General features: G+C 55.3%; 13 protein-coding genes. 2 read left to right on the top strand and 11 right to left on the bottom strand.

Annotated features, from left to right (window positions below):
* Positions 1-29: 29 nt before the first annotated feature.
* The 5 genes from VIN76_RS04190 to VIN76_RS04210 all read right to left on the bottom strand — a co-directional run bounded on the left by VIN76_RS04190 (position 30) and on the right by VIN76_RS04210 (position 6,262).
* Positions 30-842, bottom strand: a complete 813-nt coding sequence (locus VIN76_RS04190; protein ID WP_332040558.1) for a universal stress protein — start codon at positions 840-842, stop codon at positions 30-32.
* A 170-nt stretch (positions 843-1,012) separates the two neighbouring features.
* On the bottom strand, positions 1,013-2,119 hold the full coding sequence (ribA, locus tag VIN76_RS04195) for a GTP cyclohydrolase II (protein ID WP_332040559.1): 1,107 nt from the start codon (positions 2,117-2,119) through the stop codon (positions 1,013-1,015).
* Entirely contained in the window at positions 2,120-2,914 is a 795-nt protein-coding gene (gene xth, locus VIN76_RS04200; protein WP_332040560.1) for an exodeoxyribonuclease III, read from the bottom strand.
* A 299-nt stretch (positions 2,915-3,213) separates the two neighbouring features.
* Positions 3,214-3,855, bottom strand: a complete 642-nt coding sequence (locus tag VIN76_RS04205) for an outer membrane lipoprotein carrier protein LolA (protein WP_332040561.1) — start codon at positions 3,853-3,855, stop codon at positions 3,214-3,216.
* Between the two features lie 85 nt (positions 3,856-3,940).
* Positions 3,941-6,262 carry a DNA translocase FtsK gene (locus VIN76_RS04210; protein ID WP_332040562.1) on the bottom strand — a complete coding sequence of 774 codons (2,322 nt, stop codon included), beginning with the start codon at positions 6,260-6,262 and terminating at the stop codon, positions 3,941-3,943.
* 198 nt (positions 6,263-6,460) lie between these two features.
* Between VIN76_RS04210 and VIN76_RS04215 the strand changes: the two genes are divergently transcribed.
* Positions 6,461-7,735 carry a UbiH/UbiF/VisC/COQ6 family ubiquinone biosynthesis hydroxylase gene (locus VIN76_RS04215; RefSeq protein WP_332040563.1) on the top strand — a complete coding sequence of 425 codons (1,275 nt, stop codon included), beginning with the start codon at positions 6,461-6,463 and terminating at the stop codon, positions 7,733-7,735.
* A gap of 127 nt (positions 7,736-7,862) precedes the next feature.
* Here the strand turns inward: VIN76_RS04215 and VIN76_RS04220 are convergent, their stop codons facing one another.
* Positions 7,863-8,630, bottom strand: a complete 768-nt coding sequence (locus VIN76_RS04220) for an SDR family NAD(P)-dependent oxidoreductase (RefSeq protein WP_332040564.1) — start codon at positions 8,628-8,630, stop codon at positions 7,863-7,865.
* A 192-nt stretch (positions 8,631-8,822) separates the two neighbouring features.
* Positions 8,823-9,497 (bottom strand): OmpA family protein, encoded by a 675-nt coding sequence (locus VIN76_RS04225; RefSeq protein ID WP_332040565.1) that lies wholly within the window; start codon positions 9,495-9,497, stop codon positions 8,823-8,825.
* Between the two features lie 161 nt (positions 9,498-9,658).
* Here VIN76_RS04225 and VIN76_RS04230 point away from each other — a divergent pair, with 161 nt between their 5' ends.
* A complete protein-coding gene (locus VIN76_RS04230; RefSeq protein WP_332040566.1) occupies positions 9,659-10,975 on the top strand; it encodes a hemolysin family protein in 1,317 nt (438 codons plus the stop codon).
* Here the strand turns inward: VIN76_RS04230 and VIN76_RS04235 are convergent.
* The 4 genes from VIN76_RS04235 to VIN76_RS04250 form a co-directional block, all read right to left on the bottom strand.
* Entirely contained in the window at positions 10,972-11,745 is a 774-nt protein-coding gene (locus VIN76_RS04235) for an SDR family oxidoreductase (RefSeq protein ID WP_332040567.1), read from the bottom strand. The two genes, VIN76_RS04230 and VIN76_RS04235, sit on opposite strands and share 4 nt — an antisense overlap.
* A gap of 28 nt (positions 11,746-11,773) precedes the next feature.
* On the bottom strand, positions 11,774-13,402 hold the full coding sequence (locus tag VIN76_RS04240) for a choline dehydrogenase (RefSeq protein ID WP_332040568.1): 1,629 nt from the start codon (positions 13,400-13,402) through the stop codon (positions 11,774-11,776).
* 121 nt (positions 13,403-13,523) lie between these two features.
* Positions 13,524-14,237, bottom strand: coding sequence for a hypothetical protein (locus tag VIN76_RS04245; RefSeq protein WP_332040569.1), 714 nt, complete (start codon positions 14,235-14,237; stop codon positions 13,524-13,526).
* 193 nt (positions 14,238-14,430) lie between these two features.
* The gene (locus tag VIN76_RS04250) at positions 14,431-15,207 is read right to left on the bottom strand and encodes an OmpA family protein (protein WP_332040570.1); all 777 of its coding nucleotides are present in this window, start codon (positions 15,205-15,207) and stop codon (positions 14,431-14,433) included.
* Positions 15,208-15,280 lie beyond the last annotated feature (73 nt).

Below are 15,280 nucleotides of genomic sequence, written 5' to 3' on the forward strand. Positions count from 1 at the left end.
AGGGCAGTCATAAAGCCACTAAGCGTTCTTCAATGCCCCATTATCAACGGGAGTTTCGCATTGAGGAGCAGGTTTTTGGTAACACCGCCAAATAATATTTCCCGCAACCGGTTATGGCCATAAGCGCCCATCACCAACGCTGCGACATTCTTTTCGGCTGCAAAGTCCGTGATAATGGCAGAGGTTTCTTTCCCCTTGCCGTTCAGTTCGTGCAGGATAGTCGGGACACCGTGCCTTGCCAGATAGGTGGACGCCTCGACATGCGGGAACTTGTCGGGTTCCTCTCCAACCGTCACCAGATGCACTTCGCTGGCCATTTTCAGCATGGGCAGGGCCAATCGCACGGCTTTGGCAGATTCGGCAGAACCGTTCCACGCGACCATGACCGGAGCTTCACAATCAAAGGATGTGTTTTCGACAGGTACGACCATGGTTGCGCAATTCGCATAGATCGCAACATCCCCGGCAATGGGGAGGGGTTTGTCCGCAGCATCCCGTTTTGCAAAGGACTGACTGACAATGACCAGATCGGCAAGGCTGCTCCGCTCGGACAGTATTGTCGCCGGATCACCATAGCTGGTGTGCCAGTCCCAGGAGACGGATTCCACTTTCAAGCGGTTTTCAATTTTCTCACGATGTTCGTGTTCGGCAGCTTCCAGTTGCGCAAAATCAATACTTGCAACGAAACCATCGCCCATTGGCCCGAATGTCATGGGGGTAAATTGCGTCGTAGGCTGGACACAGACCAGATGGGCTTCATGCGCCCGCACTATATCCAGTGCGACCTGCAAACGTGATTCAAATGCGCAATCGTCATAGACGTGCAATAATATTGTTTTCACCGCTTATCTCCTGATTATGTCACCATATTATAGGCTTTATTTTTGGCGGCTGCATTGATTTGGCGCAACCTGCCTACAGATAGTTTTGCCGCGACCCCAAGAACATAGTAGGGCTTTTCGCTTTCTGGACAAGCATATCTTGACGCTACGCCGGAATAGGAGATGGGATCCTAAAGCTTATGACCCGTGCGGTCCCGTTTGGTGTCGAGATAAAATTCATTATGCGGATTGGCGAGAATCTTTACCGGCAGGCGCTCGTCAACCGATATGCCGCATGCTTCCAGACCTTTGACCTTTTCGGGATTGTTGGTCAGCAGTTTTACGGTCGGGATATTGAGCAGTTCCAGCATGCGGGCTGCGGTCGAAAAGTCCCGCGCATCAATGGCAAAGCCAAGCCGCTGGTTGGCGTCAACCGTGTCAAATCCCTGATCCTGCAGGGCATAGGCGCGTAATTTGTTGATAAGGCCAATGCCCCGGCCTTCCTGCCGCAAATAGAGCAGAACGCCCCAGTTGGCCTCTGCCATGCGGGCGAGGGCGGTGTGTAGCTGTGGCCCGCAATCGCATTTCAGGCTGCCGAGCACATCACCGGTCAGGCACTCGCTATGCAGCCGTACGACCGGGACCGTGTCGTCCCGATTACCGATGACCAGCGCCACATGGTCGGTTGAATCGGCCTCGCTGCGAAAACCGTATATATGCGCCTGTGTATTGGCGGCGACGGGCAGTTTGGCATGGGCACTGATGACAAGCGCAGTGGAATCAGCATAGGCCGAGGCATCTTTTGCATTTAACCGGTCTTCGGCCGGTTCGTCCACGATCAGGAACGCGGGCAGCACCCCTGCTTGCCGGGCCAGTTCCATAGCGGCCTTGGCGGCTTGCGGATGGCTTAGCTCCTCGCTGCGGAACGGGCCTTTCATGGGGTGTTCCATGTCGAGAACCGGGTCGGCAATCGCGATAAGCTCTGCCGCGCTAACCGGTCCCGGCAAGCTGATCTGGACGGGAAGCGCGGGGTCGGCGGCGGCCCGCTGGTTCAGCAATTTTAGCGTGTCTGCACGGCTGGACGATATCAGCAGGTTGATAGGGGAACGCGAGGACAGGTGCCGGTCCAGATCGGCTGTTTCGGCGGGCAGCAGGTTCAGCATATCGCTATCCGCTTTTGCGTCTCCGGCCGCGATACTGATCGGCCAGCCGCGCCGCAATGCATCTATTCCCCTGGCCGCTCGCCGCGCGCCTTTGGCATCCGTAGCAGCGGAATCAGGGGCGGCAGGCGTTGCCATTTAGAAATTGAATTCTGTAATAAGCGGCGCGTGATCCGATGGCTTGCCCCATCCCCTTGCGTCTTCGTGGACATTATGGCTGACCGCCGTGTCGGTGAGCTGGGGGCTGACCCAGACATGATCGAGCCGACGCCCCTTGTCCGACGCGCGCCAGTCGCGGGCACGATAGCTCCACCACGTATAAAGACGCTCCGGATCGGGGATGAACTTGCGCCCGATATCGACCCATTCATGGGCCGCTTGCAATCTGGCCATCGTGTCAACTTCAAGCGGTGTGTGGCTCACCACGTTGATGAGCTGCTTATGGCTCCAGACATCGGCTTCCAGCGGAGCGATATTGAAATCACCCAGCAGGATAGTTGGCGTATCAAGCTTGTCCGACCACTGGGTCATCCGCTCGTAAAAATCGAGTTTCTGTCCGAATTTCGGGTTTAGCTCACGGTCCGGGATTTCCCCGCCTGCCGGAATATAGACATTTTCGATACGGACACCGTTTTCCAGACGGGCACCAACGTGCCGCGCCTCGCCATTGTCCTGCCAGTCGAACCGTTCGTCTTTGTGAAGCGGCACACGGCTGATCATCGCAACGCCGTGGTGCATGGGCTGGCCATTGAGGACGAGGTGATTGTAACCGAGCTGCCGGAATATACCTTCGGGGAATTGATCATTCCGTACCTTGGTTTCCTGCAGACAGAGTATGTCGGGTGATTCTTCTCTCAGGAAGCGTTCCACGATATCGAGTCGGGCGCGAATACTGTTAATGTTCCAGCTTACAATTTTCAGGCTATTATTCATCGCCAGACTACTAGCGATTATAGCCGCAAAACCCAAGCTTAAACCGGAGCAAATGCGGGACAGTTTTTCAAATTTTTCGATAGTTTAGAGACGAAAAACCCTCACCTCCGGGGGCATTTAGGAGGTGAGGGCTAACTCGCGTTCGTCACGCATAGAATGAAGTGAAAACTTGTTGATCAGGTAACAGGGGGAAAACCTGATCGTTTCATCTCATCCTGTAACCCTTATAGAACTGCGATTCTGTCCCTTAGATGAACAAAGCTTAATGCATCATCCATTTGCCGAGACGACGCCTCCATTCATCGCCTGCCGCGACGATTTGGACGCGGGTCGGTCCAGTTAAAGGTGCTGTTGGCGACCGGAACGCCGTATTTCTGATCCGACAGCCGGATCGAGGTGCGGTTGTTCTTCGAATCGAGCGAAACCCAGCCATCAAGTCGCAGACCGCCGGGCGCGCTGGCCACTTTGGTGAAAATCATCGTTATCACCCCATATTCAGGCCGTTTGGGGTCGCGGACTTCGACGCTCAGCACATCCGGATTGCGAGTCGGAATCAATTTTCCATATTTCGACAAATCCTGCTCGGGATTAAGCAGAGCGCTTAAAGGGCTGTTGTTGATCGGCCAGCGCTGCACCTGGTTCACGTCATAATCGATCATGGTCAGCGCCTTGCCATCGGCCACGATCAGCAAATTGACATCCTTGCCATATTGAAAGCGTATGTGGCCGGGCTGTTTCAGGGTCAGTTTCCCCGCCAATATCTGTCCGCTACGGTCCGTCTGTGCGAAACTGGCGGTCATGGTATTCATGGCACGCAAATGGGCGGAAACGGCCTTCAGGCTATCCGCAGGGCTTTGCTGGGCGAATGCCGGCGTTGCGCCGACAAAGGCACCCGTGACCGCCAAAGGCGCTGCGACAAGGGCAAAGGCATATTTCAACATATTGAAAACTCCTGAAAAATCTTATGCACGCTTAGCAAAAGGCGATTGAACAACAGCTGAATTGCGCCAAAACCATAGAAAGCACCTAAAGCATTTCACCATTCTGGTCGCGCAGAACTTCGCGGCGTCCGATATGGTTGGGCGGGCTGATAAACTGGTCATCCTCCATCCGCTCGATAATCCGCGCGGCTGTATTATAACCGATCCGAAGTTGCCTTTGCAGCCAGCTGGTCGAGACTTTCTGGCTTTCAAAGACAATCTGGCAAGCCTGGGCATATTGCCGGTCTTCCTTGCTGTCCGAAAGATCCGCACCGTCAAGGGCATAGCTGCCGTCCTCAGGCTCTTCGGTTACGGCCTGGATATATTCCGGCGTTCCTTGCGCCCGCCAGTGGTCGGCGATCATGCGGACCTCGTCATCGGATACAAAGGGGCCGTGAACACGGGTCAGTTGCTTGCCGCCGGGCATATAGAGCATATCGCCCTTGCCAAGCAGCTGTTCCGCGCCCTGTTCACCAAGGATGGTGCGCGAGTCAATTTTGGACGTGACGTGAAAGCTGATCCGCGTCGGCAGGTTAGCCTTGATGACGCCGGTGATAACGTCAACCGATGGCCGCTGCGTTGCCATAATCAGGTGGATGCCCGCTGCCCGCGCTTTCTGCGCAAGGCGCTGGATAAGAAACTCGACTTCCTTACCGGCGGTCATCATCAAATCGGCAAGCTCGTCGACAATGATCACGATCTGCGGCAGCACTTCGTAATCGAGCTGCTCTTCCTCGTAAATCGGACGCGATGTGTCGGGATCGTAACCGGTCTGTACCTTGCGGCCCAGCGGCTCACCCTTGGCTTTGGCCGCTTTGACCTTCTCGTTATAATTGGCAAGGTTACGCACCGAAATGGATGACATCATCCGGTAGCGTTCCTCCATCTGTTCAACCGCCCATTTCAGTGCGCGGATGGCTTTGGCAGGTTCTGTAACGACAGGCGATAACAGGTGCGGAATATCGTCATAGGTGCTGAGTTCCAGCATCTTGGGATCGATCATGATCATTCTGCACTGGTCCGGGGTCAGCCGGTAAAGCAAGGACACGATCATGCAGTTCAGGCCGACGGATTTACCGGAGCCGGTGGTGCCCGCGATCAAAAGGTGCGGCATCGGTGCCAGATCGGCTATCACCGGATCACCGGAAATATTCTTGCCCAGAATGATCGGAAGCTGCCCGGTCTGTTCCTGAAAACTGTCACTGGCGATCATTTCGTGGAGAACAACCGGCTCGCGCTTGGCATTGGGCAATTCGATCCCCATCACGGTGCGGCCCGGTATCGCGGCGACACGCGCGGAAAGCGCAGACATGTTGCGGGCAATATCCTCGGCAAGCTGGATCACGCGGCTGGCCTTGATACCCGGCGCAGGTTCCAGTTCATACATGGTCACAACCGGACCGGGGCGAACCGCGTTGATCGTCCCTTTGACATGAAAATCATCCAGCACGGATTCCAGCAGGCGCGCATTACGTTCCAGCCCTGCCTTGTCGACGACATTATTGGCTTCTTCCGGCCGGGGGGTCAAAAGGTCAATGGAGGGCAGGGAATAGGGACCAAAAAAGTCGCCTTGCTTGCCGCTGGAAAGGCTGGCCTTTTTGGGCGGCAAGGCACGGTCGCTGATTTCCGGTGGCGGGCGGTTGTCCGGTTTGACTTCCTTGCGCGGGGCAGGGGCTTTTTTGGGTTTTTGGGCCGCCCTTTGCGGCTCGATGACCAGTCCGCTGTCTTCTTCCTCCGCCTTGGACCATGGCAATTTGATATGTTTTCCAAGCTGCCCGACTTGCAGGAGGGAGAAAAGGGACTTGTCGAGCCGAAGGCTGAAATAACCAATGACAAGGCCGCCCGTCACCATGAGCGCCGTCAATATGCCCGAAATCATCGCGCTCCAGCTTTGCGAAACGGCATTCAGGCCCGCATCAATACCCTTTGCAACGGCCATACCCGTCAGCCCGCCCCAGCCGGAAGGCAAATTGGCCTGGCTATCGGACAGCCACAGGGACAGGCCAATGCTGACCAGCAAAACGGCGACCAGGCACCAGATGAGCTGTTTTCTCCACTCTGCCTGCGGGACATTGCGCCACAGGCGGTGGGCGAAAACCATTATCAACGGGATGAAGAATATTACCGGAACGCCGAACAAAGACAGTAACAGGTCGGCGCTATAGGAGCCTGCAATCCCCATCCAGTTATCCTCAACACTGCCCGCGGCTGTATTGAAAGAAGGGTCGCTTGGCGAATAGGTGGCCAAGGCAAGCAACAGGAACAGAGCCAATAAACCCAGCATGATCGCACTAATCAACGCACCACTGCGCAGCAGGCTGAGGCGCATTACGTCTCGCCAACTGGCTTCATTCGCTTTTCCGGCCATATTTCACTCCCGGTATCGGTCGGTTTCGTGCATCATTTTCGGGGCAAATGCCCGAATAATTTCCACCTATAGCTTCCTTTGCGCGGATCGGCGACTCCCCGTCAAGTTTTGTTGGGTGCTGTTTACCGGAACATACTTTCTTTTCGGCCCGGTGAAGCCTATCCTGCCGGTATCAGACAGAAAGATATAAGGCCCCAAATGACAAGCACCGGAACAGCCAATATCGGGAATAAGACTGATCCGATCAAATCGGATGCGATTATATTGGGCGCGGGGTTAATCGGCCTGACCCAGGCATTGACCCTTGCCGCCCACGGATTGCGTGTCGCGGTCATTGATCGCGCTGATCCCGCTGCTTTGAATGATGTGAAGAATGACGGGCGCGTTTCGTCCATCAACAGCGCAAGCTGGAACATATTCGAGGCGATCGGGCTGGCCGAAAAGCTGGCGCCCCATGGCTGTAATATTGACAGGATCCTTATCAATGACAGCCTGAAACCCGGCAAGGTTGATTTCATCCCCGATGAGGATGACGGCCCGCTGGGCGTAATGGTGCAAAATACAGTGTTGCAAAAGATATTGTTTGAAGCGGCTACGACGAACGACCGGATTGACCTCTATATGCCTGCCCATGTGACAGAGGCAGATCGCGGCGAGCATCAGGTTATAGTAACATTGGACGGGACGATGGAAATCGGTGCGCAGCTTGCCGCCCCGCTACTGATCGCCGCCGACGGCCGCGGAAGCAGGATGCGCGATGAGGCGGGTATCATCATGGCGACATGGCAATATGACCATAGCGCGGTGATCTGCACCGTGACGCATGAGCAGCCACACGGGAATACGGCCTACGAGATTTTTTATCCGTCCGGCCCATTTGCGATTTTGCCCATGCGCGATGACGATTCCGGACGGCACAGGTCGGCGATAGTATGGAGCGTGCCGCGCAAGGACGGACCGGCCTTGGCAAAAATAAATGCCCGCGCTTTTGAAGCGGAATTGATGAAGAAATCCGGCGGTTTTCTGGGTCAGATGAAATTGCAGTCGGACCGCGCAACCTATCCGCTTGGTTTCCACCATAGCGACGGCCTTGTCTCGCACCGGCTCGCATTGGTGGGTGATGCCGGGCATGGCATACATCCGATTGCCGGGCAGGGGCTGAATCTAGGGCTTCGTGATGTGGCGGCGCTGACCGAATGTGTCGTTGATGGCGCGCGCACCGGCCTTGATCTGGGTGATGTTCAAATACTGGAGCGTTATGACCGCTGGCGCGGGCTGGATAACCTGATGATGTCTGCAGCGACGGACATTTTGACACGGCTTTTCGGAATGCCCGGCGATGCGCCGTCCGCCATCCGCCGCTTTGGCATGGATATCGTGCAGCGTGCCGGACCGCTGAAAAACCGGTTCATGGCCGAGGCGCGGGGCGAAAGCGGTGATCTGCCCAAATTGCTGACGGGTGATCTGGTTTAGGGGCAGGAACCTGTTTTAGACGGTTATCGTTATCACTCGTCATTCCCGCGCAGGCGGGAATCCAGCTTACTTCTGCAACGTTTAAATAGCTGGATTCCCGCCTGCGCGGGAATGACGGTAAAGGGTTTTACCGCGGCCCCTGACCGTCATCGACCTTGATGATCGTGCCCGTAACCGCTTCGGAAGCCGGTGACACCAGATAGAGCAATGTGCTGTCCATCTGATCCGTGGTGCACATGCGTTTACGGGGGAAGTGCTGGGAAATGTCACCCATGCGCTCGACCATTCCGTCCATCATCTCGGTCGAGAAAGCACCGGGGGCAATCGCGTTGACGTTGATGAAATAGCGTGACCATTCCACCGCCAAAGCCTCTGTCATGCGGGCCAGCGCCGCTTTGGTGGTTGAATAGAGCGCCGCGCCATTGCCGTCATAATGATAGGCAAGGGTCGAGGCGATGTTGACAATCCGTCCCGGTTTTTTCGCTTCGATGAGCGGGCGGGCGACCTCGTTGGACAGGATATAGGCGCTGCGTAAATTGGTATCGATCATATTGTCGATAAAGTCGGTGGACATGTTAATCGCGCGCTGTGCATCCGGGATGCCTGCATTATTCACCAATATATCCGGTTGACCCAGCGATTCTGCTACGGCTGGCACAATCGCTTTCAGGGCATCTGCTTCCCGCACATCCAGATTGAAGGCCTGCGCTGTGCCGCCATTGGCTGTGATTTCCTCGACCAGCTTGTCGAGTTTTTCGCGCCGCCGCGCCGTGCAGGCAACCTTGGCCCCGCAAGCGGCGAGCACTGTGGCAAAGCGGTGTCCGAAACCGGATGAAGCGCCGGTTACAATGGCAGTCCTGCCAGTCAGGTCGATGGAAAAATTGGGTGTAGTCATATATTTGGGCATCCTTATCCTATTTTGGCGGCAAGGATGCCCGAATATTTCATTATATCAAGTCTTTAGTTCGATTAATTTCCTTTGGATAAGGAAGTATCACTGGTCCTCAGCCTGTTGAACTCTGTTTCAAAATCAAATGCGATGCATCACAATCGAAACGACCTTCGACAAGCTCAGGACTATCGGGACTTAAAGGTCTTGTTCGTTGATGGGTACGATTTTCAGTTCGACCCGGCGATTTGCAGAGCGCCCTTCTTCGGTACTGTTGCTTGCAATCGGCTGACTTTCGCCAAAACCACGGGTTTCGATGCGCGCCCGCTGAACCCCGCTATTGACTAAGAAGTTGGCAACAGAATCAGCGCGTCGTTCAGACAATGACTGGTTATAGCTGTCCGTGCCGGTGCTATCGGTATGACCATAAATGTCTATATAGCTTTTTTCATATTGCGACAGGGTATTGGCCACTTCGCCCAGTGTTTGTTGAAATTGTGGCTGAATCGCTGCGCTATCGAACGGAAACGTGACATTGGCCGGCATGTTGAGAATCAGGTTGTCACCATCGCGCGTTACATCAATGCCGGTTCCGGCGGTTTGCTCACGCAGTTTTTTCTCTTGCTCATCCATGTAATAGCCGATGCCTGCTCCAGCGAGACCGCCAAGACCGGCACCGATAATTTTCTCCGTACGGTCGCGCTTGCCGCCGATAAGATCACCGAGCAGATAACCGCCCAGCGCCCCGCCAACGCCGCCAATGGCCGCTTTCGAGAGGACTCGGTTTCCTGTTTCCGGGTTCGTGGTGCACCCGCTGACAAGTGCAAGGCTACTGATTGACAATGTTGCAATCATAATCTGTTTGGTAAGCATGTTGTTTTCCTTGTTGTTGCGCTGTGATGACAAACTTACTCTTTTCCAGAGTGATAGTTCCCATTTAGAATAAACTAGATGGACCCGGAATTATGAATAATGCCTGACAGTAAGTTTGATATTTTGTAAAACATATGGCTATAGGGGTTTTCCCTTATTTAATGGATAATATGACAAGTTTTCCTTGGTTTGATGTTGCGATCATCGCCGTATTGATTTTGATAAATGGCGTATTCGCCATGTCGGAACTGGCGATTGTCTCTGCGCGTAAGGCGCATCTCCAGTCTTCGGCCGAGCAGGGTAGCCGGGGGGCGCGGATTGCCCTGAGGCTGGCCAGCGACCCGGGGAAGTTTCTTTCGACCGTGCAAATCGGAATCACACTGATTGGTATAATCGCAGGTGCCTATTCCGGTGCCAGCCTGGGCGGTCCGGTTGCGGATCGGTTGCAGTTGCTCGGCATGGGGAAAGATGCGGCGATCAGCGTGGGTTTTGCGCTGGTCATTGGCCTGACGACTTATGCGTCGCTGGTGATCGGTGAACTTGTGCCCAAACAATTTGCCCTGCGTTCGGCGGAAAAGGTTGCCATTGTCATGGCCGCGCCGATGGACTTTCTGGCCAGAGTGGCCGCTCCGCTGGTTTGGCTGCTCGATGGCAGTAGCGCGGTAATTTTTCGCATACTCGGCCTGCAACGGGATCAGGCCAATCATGTGACCGCGGACGAATTGCAAATGATCTTTGCCGAAGCCATGCGTTCCGGTGTGATCGAGGAGCATGAACGGGCGGTTATTTCCGGTGTTGTGCGGATGGCAGACCGGCCGATCCGTGAAGTGATGACCCCGCGAACAGAGGTTGACTGGCTGGATATCGGCGCAACCACCGAAGAAATTCACGCGATACTGATCGAATCGCCGCATAGCCGTTTTCCGGTTGCCGAAGGGTCGGTTGACGAGATCAGAGGCGCGGTCCAGGCGCGTGATATTGTCGCAGCGCAGTTTAGCGGGCACGTGCTGGATCTGCACAAGTTGATGCGTCCGCTTGAAAAGGTGCCGGATCAACTCGACGCGCTTGATGCTCTCGATATTTTGCGGGAGGCCGATGTCCCGATGATCCTCGTCCATGACGAATATGGCCATTTTGAAGGCATTGTTACGCCCAATGATCTGCTAAGTTCGATTGCCGGTGAGTTTGTCTCCGATAAGGATGAGAAAACACAGCGCAGCCTTATCGAGCGGGCAGATGGCAGTTTTCTGGTGTCGGGCGCGATGTCGGTGGATGCGCTGGCCGACCGGCTGGGTATCAAGCTGCCCGACGACAGGGACTATGCGACTGTTGCGGGCCATGCTCTACGCCGTCTTCGCCACCTTCCCGAAGAAGGGGAGAGTTTTGAGGATCAGGACTGGGTTTTTGAAATTGTCGACATGGATGGCCGTAAAATCGACAAGCTGATCGTCCGGGCTTCCAACCCGGAGATTGACTAGATACTTAATCCGCCATCAACCGCAAAGCCCGCGCCGGTTGCAAATTTGCTTTCATCGGAGGCCAGATAGACGACCAAATGGGCAATATCGTCCGGCTCGCCCATATGTCCCACCGGCTGAGCCATAGCGAATTGCTCCAGCAATGCATCGGGGTCGGGTGAGGCATTTGCGACAGATTGCACATTGGGCGTCAGGATCGTTCCCGGCAGAACCGCGTTCACGCGCACGCCGTTTTTCTCTCTCGCGCAATAGAGCGCAATGGATTTGGTCAGCATGGGAATAGCCGCTTTTGCGGAACAATAGGCGGCAAGGTCGGCGGTCGCATTCATTGCTGCGGCGGATGAGAAGTTGATAATTGATCCGCCGGTTTTGCCCATTAACGGCAAGGCGGCTTTGCAACCCAGAAAAATGGAATCGACATCAACGGTGAAACAGCGTTTGAAATCCTCGTAACTCACATCTGCGATCGAGCCATAGACGGTGACGGCGGCATTGTTGATAAGCACATCAAGGCGGCCATATTTTTCCTCAACCTCTGCGATAATTTCTATCCAGCGGTCCGGATCGCTTACATCCTGTTCCAGAAATTCGGCATTGTCGCCCAATGCCAAGGCGGTCTTTTGACCGGCCTCGGCATTATGGTCGGTAATAATCAACCGGGCGCCTTCCGATATTAACCGTTTGGCCGCAGCTTCCCCCAGCCCCATTGCTCCGCCGGTTAACAGGATGATTTTACCTGCTACGCGTCCCGTATCTTGCATCTTGGTCATGGTGTTTCCTTTACAGCTCTGTTCGTTGTCATCTGCGCTGATGGGTCAATATCATTTCGGATGCTTTTTCCGCGATCATGATCGTTGGCGCGTTGGTATTGCCCGACGGCATTCGCGGCATGACAGAGGCATCGACGACGTAAAGGCCGTCAATTCCGTGGACGCGCAATTCATTGTCCACCACGGCCATGTCATCTACCCCCATTTTACAGGTTCCGCTGCCATGATACATGCTGTTGCCCGCATGGGTGACAAAGGCCGATATTTCCTCATCGCTATTCACATCCGGACCGGGGGCCAGTTCTGTAGCCACCAACGGAGCGATGGCGGGTTGTGCCAATATCTTGCGTGCGAATTTGACCGCATCGACATAGACCCTGCGGTCTTCCTCGTGGGTCAGGAAGGCGGGGTCTATCGCCGGGATGGCAGTGGCATCATCGCTTTGAATATGGGTGCTCCCACGGCTTTCGGGGCGCATCTGGGTCAGTATGAAGGTGAAGCCCGGCTCTCCCTCCATCTTGTTTTTCTTGGCTTTGTCAGGGTCCCTCTCGGCAGAAAACGGGAAGAAATGAATTTGCATGTCGCTGCGATCCAGTTCTTCGCGGGATTTGAAATAGCCTTGCAGGTGAAAACCGCTGTTGGACAGCATGCCCTTGCGCTGCAGGGCATATTTGAACAGTTGCTTTATCAGCGGAAAGCCGCGCCCCTGCTCGTTCATGGATACCGGCTCGCTGACCCGGCACAGGAAGGGAACCATGTAATGTTCCTGCAAATTTTCGCCAACGCCGGGCAGGTCGTGCAAAGGCTCTATCCCGTTTTCCTGCAAAATCTGCGGATTGCCAATGCCGGAAAGCTCCAGCAATTGCGGGCTGGCAATGGCTCCGGCGGAAAGGATGACCGCGCGGCGTGCAAAAATCTCTTTCTGCTGCCCGTGCTGCTTATATCGAACCCCGCGTGCGCGCTTGTTTTCCAGAATGATTTTCTCGGCCAACGCATCGGTAATGATCGTCAGGTTGGGGCGCTTCCTTGCGGCCCTCAGGAATGACCGCGCCGTATTGTGGCGCCGCCCGCGGTCCGTGTTGATCTGGAAATAGGAGATACCGTCCTGCACACCGCGGTTTATGTCTTCGGACAGGGGCATGCCTGCCTGTTGTCCGGCCTCAAGGAAAGCCTCGCTGAGAGCGTTTTTCTCCTCCATATCGGCAAGATATTCGACACGCATCGGGCCGGTCGTGCCGTGCCACTGGTCGGGGCCGCGTGCATTATTTTCGGAACGCATGAAATAGGGTAGCACTTCCTGCCAGCTCCATCCCTTGTTGCCCGCGGCTTCCCAATCATCATAATCACGCGCCTGCCCGCGAACGTAGAGCATGCCGTTCAACGCGCCGCTGCCGCCGATCACCTTGCCTCTTGGATAGGCGAAGCTGCGCCCGCCGCTATTTTCGATTGGCTGTGTCTGGTAGGGCCATAGCAAATTGGTGTTTTCCAGCGAAAACGCATAGGCCCCCGGAATACCGATTGACCAATAATCATCTTCGCCGCCGGCTTCGAGCAACAGCACTTCATTTTCCGGATTTTGGGAGAGCCGGTTGGCAAGCACGCAGCCAGCGGACCCTGCGCCTACGATGATATAGTCAAAACTGCCTGCTGAAATCACTCTCCACCCTCCATGTTTACAGAGGCGGAGAATAGCGGCGACTTGCGCTCAAAATACTGGCACTAATGGCAGCGGCCATGATCTGCACGGCCGCTGGATTTTATGGCTCAATCTCTTAAAGTCAGAGTTTACCGTATTTTTGTTCAAAACCGGCAATATCGTCCTTGGCGAGGAACTTGGCCTGACCAATCCATGAATCGCGCGTAATCCGGCCGCTAAAGCTTTCCAGATATTTGTCGACTTCCTCGATCTCCGCCTCTTTCCATTCGGCAATCTGGTCAAAGCGCGTAATGCCAAGATTGTTGAGCAAGGTGTTGAGTTTTGGCCCGACGCCTTTGATGAGCCGCAGATTGTCAGGCTCCCCGACTGCGGGCGGGATATTGGGCTTTCCGGGCGGGGGAGGAGGCGCTGTATCGACAACAACGGGACGCTTGCGTGGAAGCGGGGCCGGAGTGGTTGCCGGTTTTGACGGCTCGGTGACAACGGGTGCCGGAGCAACGGGCTGGGGAGTAGGTTCAGGGGCAGGTTTCGGCGCTGGGGTCGGTGTCGGTGCCGGAGATGGTGCTGGTGCTGGTGCAGCTTCCGGCTTGGCAACTGGCGTAACTGGCGGTGCAACAGGGGCCGGTGCAGCCGGGGCCGGTGTAACTGGGGGTGATGCGGGTTCCCGGGCAACCGGCGCGGCCGTATCCGCTTTGTCCAGTAAGCCGTCATCGGAGCTAAAATCGCGTGATACTCCTTCACGGCCGGTCGCGGCCCATGCCCAAAATGCAGTGGCTACACCAATGACTAAAGCAATCAGGAAGAATAGCCAATTTTCAGAAATCAGCGATATCATTACGTTAAACCCCTATATTCGTCACAATCCATAGCCGGTAGAAGCCGCGATACACGCGTTGCCAACCAGTGCTATCAAAAAATTTCAATCAGATCCGGTCCTGGCTTCTGCCCCAGATGAGCCAGCCTATGCCGAGGCCAATTGCAAAAGTTACCAGCATGAGCAACAGATATTCGATCAATAGCGGCATGGTTCATTCCTCCTGTTGCGAATTCGCACCATTTAATTGCTTTTTATTTGCGACCGTCAGTTTGAACTCAATCCTGCGGTTCTGTGCGGCGGCCTCTGGTCCATTTCCGCCGGCCAGTGGTTGCTCTGCGCCATAGCCGATTGCGGTGATATGCTCTGCCGGGATGCCGCGTTCTATCAGCCCGGCACGAACCCGGTCGGCGCGTTCCTGGGACAGGATCCGGTTCACCTCCGCATTGCCGGCATTATCGGTATGGCCGCCAACAGCGACAGCCAGGCCGGGACAAGGTTTAAGCGCGGCGGCGATTTCATCGAGTATCCTGTTGGACTCCGGTGAAAGATAGGCGCTGCCGGAACGGAAGCTGAGTTTCTGGCTTTCAACCACCGTGTCCACGCCGCCCTGACATTCCACAAGTGCAGCCTCTATTGCAGGGTCGATGGCCGGAGCAGCAATGTCTGTCCGGCCCGTATTCGCGGCCATACCGGGGTCAGCAGATGCACCGCTGGCCCAATGGGCACTGGACACGCCCGGAATGTCCGAAACGGCGTTCAGCGCCTTTAGCTTGGTGTCATTGGACACATCGCCGTTCAGAAGCGCTTTGCGGGACAGGGGATCACGCGAAAGGGACACTTTCACACCGTCCATGCCCTGTGCGGTCAGTTCGGTTTGCGCCGCATCCTCAAGGCTGGAAATAAAGTCCTCGCCAGTGGTATAATGCGCGGCCAGCGCCAATAGCATAGTCACGGCCGCCCCGGTTAATAACTTGCCGCCAACTTCCATTGCGGAACCCCTTGCTTAATATATCATTTTATCCATCCTCTAAAATGAAGGATAAAGAGGGATGAGTCTAGTT

The sequence above is a fragment of the Parasphingorhabdus sp. genome, assembly GCF_036568145.1.
Lineage (GTDB): Bacteria > Pseudomonadota > Alphaproteobacteria > Sphingomonadales > Sphingomonadaceae > Parasphingorhabdus.

Coding starts and splice junctions, on each gene's coding strand:
- VIN76_RS04250 (WP_332040570.1), bottom strand. CDS start 15,207: ATGGAAGTTGGCGGCAAGTTATTAACCGGGGCGGCCGTGACTATGCTA.
- VIN76_RS04225 (WP_332040565.1), bottom strand. CDS start 9,497: ATGCTTACCAAACAGATTATGATTGCAACATTGTCAATCAGTAGCCTT.
- VIN76_RS04230 (WP_332040566.1), top strand. CDS start 9,659: ATGGATAATATGACAAGTTTTCCTTGGTTTGATGTTGCGATCATCGCC.
- VIN76_RS04205 (WP_332040561.1), bottom strand. CDS start 3,855: ATGTTGAAATATGCCTTTGCCCTTGTCGCAGCGCCTTTGGCGGTCACG.
- VIN76_RS04210 (WP_332040562.1), bottom strand. CDS start 6,262: ATGGCCGGAAAAGCGAATGAAGCCAGTTGGCGAGACGTAATGCGCCTC.
- VIN76_RS04220 (WP_332040564.1), bottom strand. CDS start 8,630: ATGACTACACCCAATTTTTCCATCGACCTGACTGGCAGGACTGCCATT.
- VIN76_RS04235 (WP_332040567.1), bottom strand. CDS start 11,745: ATGACCAAGATGCAAGATACGGGACGCGTAGCAGGTAAAATCATCCTG.
- ribA (WP_332040559.1), bottom strand. CDS start 2,119: ATGGCAACGCCTGCCGCCCCTGATTCCGCTGCTACGGATGCCAAAGGC.
- VIN76_RS04245 (WP_332040569.1), bottom strand. CDS start 14,237: ATGATATCGCTGATTTCTGAAAATTGGCTATTCTTCCTGATTGCTTTA.
- xth (WP_332040560.1), bottom strand. CDS start 2,914: ATGAATAATAGCCTGAAAATTGTAAGCTGGAACATTAACAGTATTCGC.
- VIN76_RS04215 (WP_332040563.1), top strand. CDS start 6,461: ATGACAAGCACCGGAACAGCCAATATCGGGAATAAGACTGATCCGATC.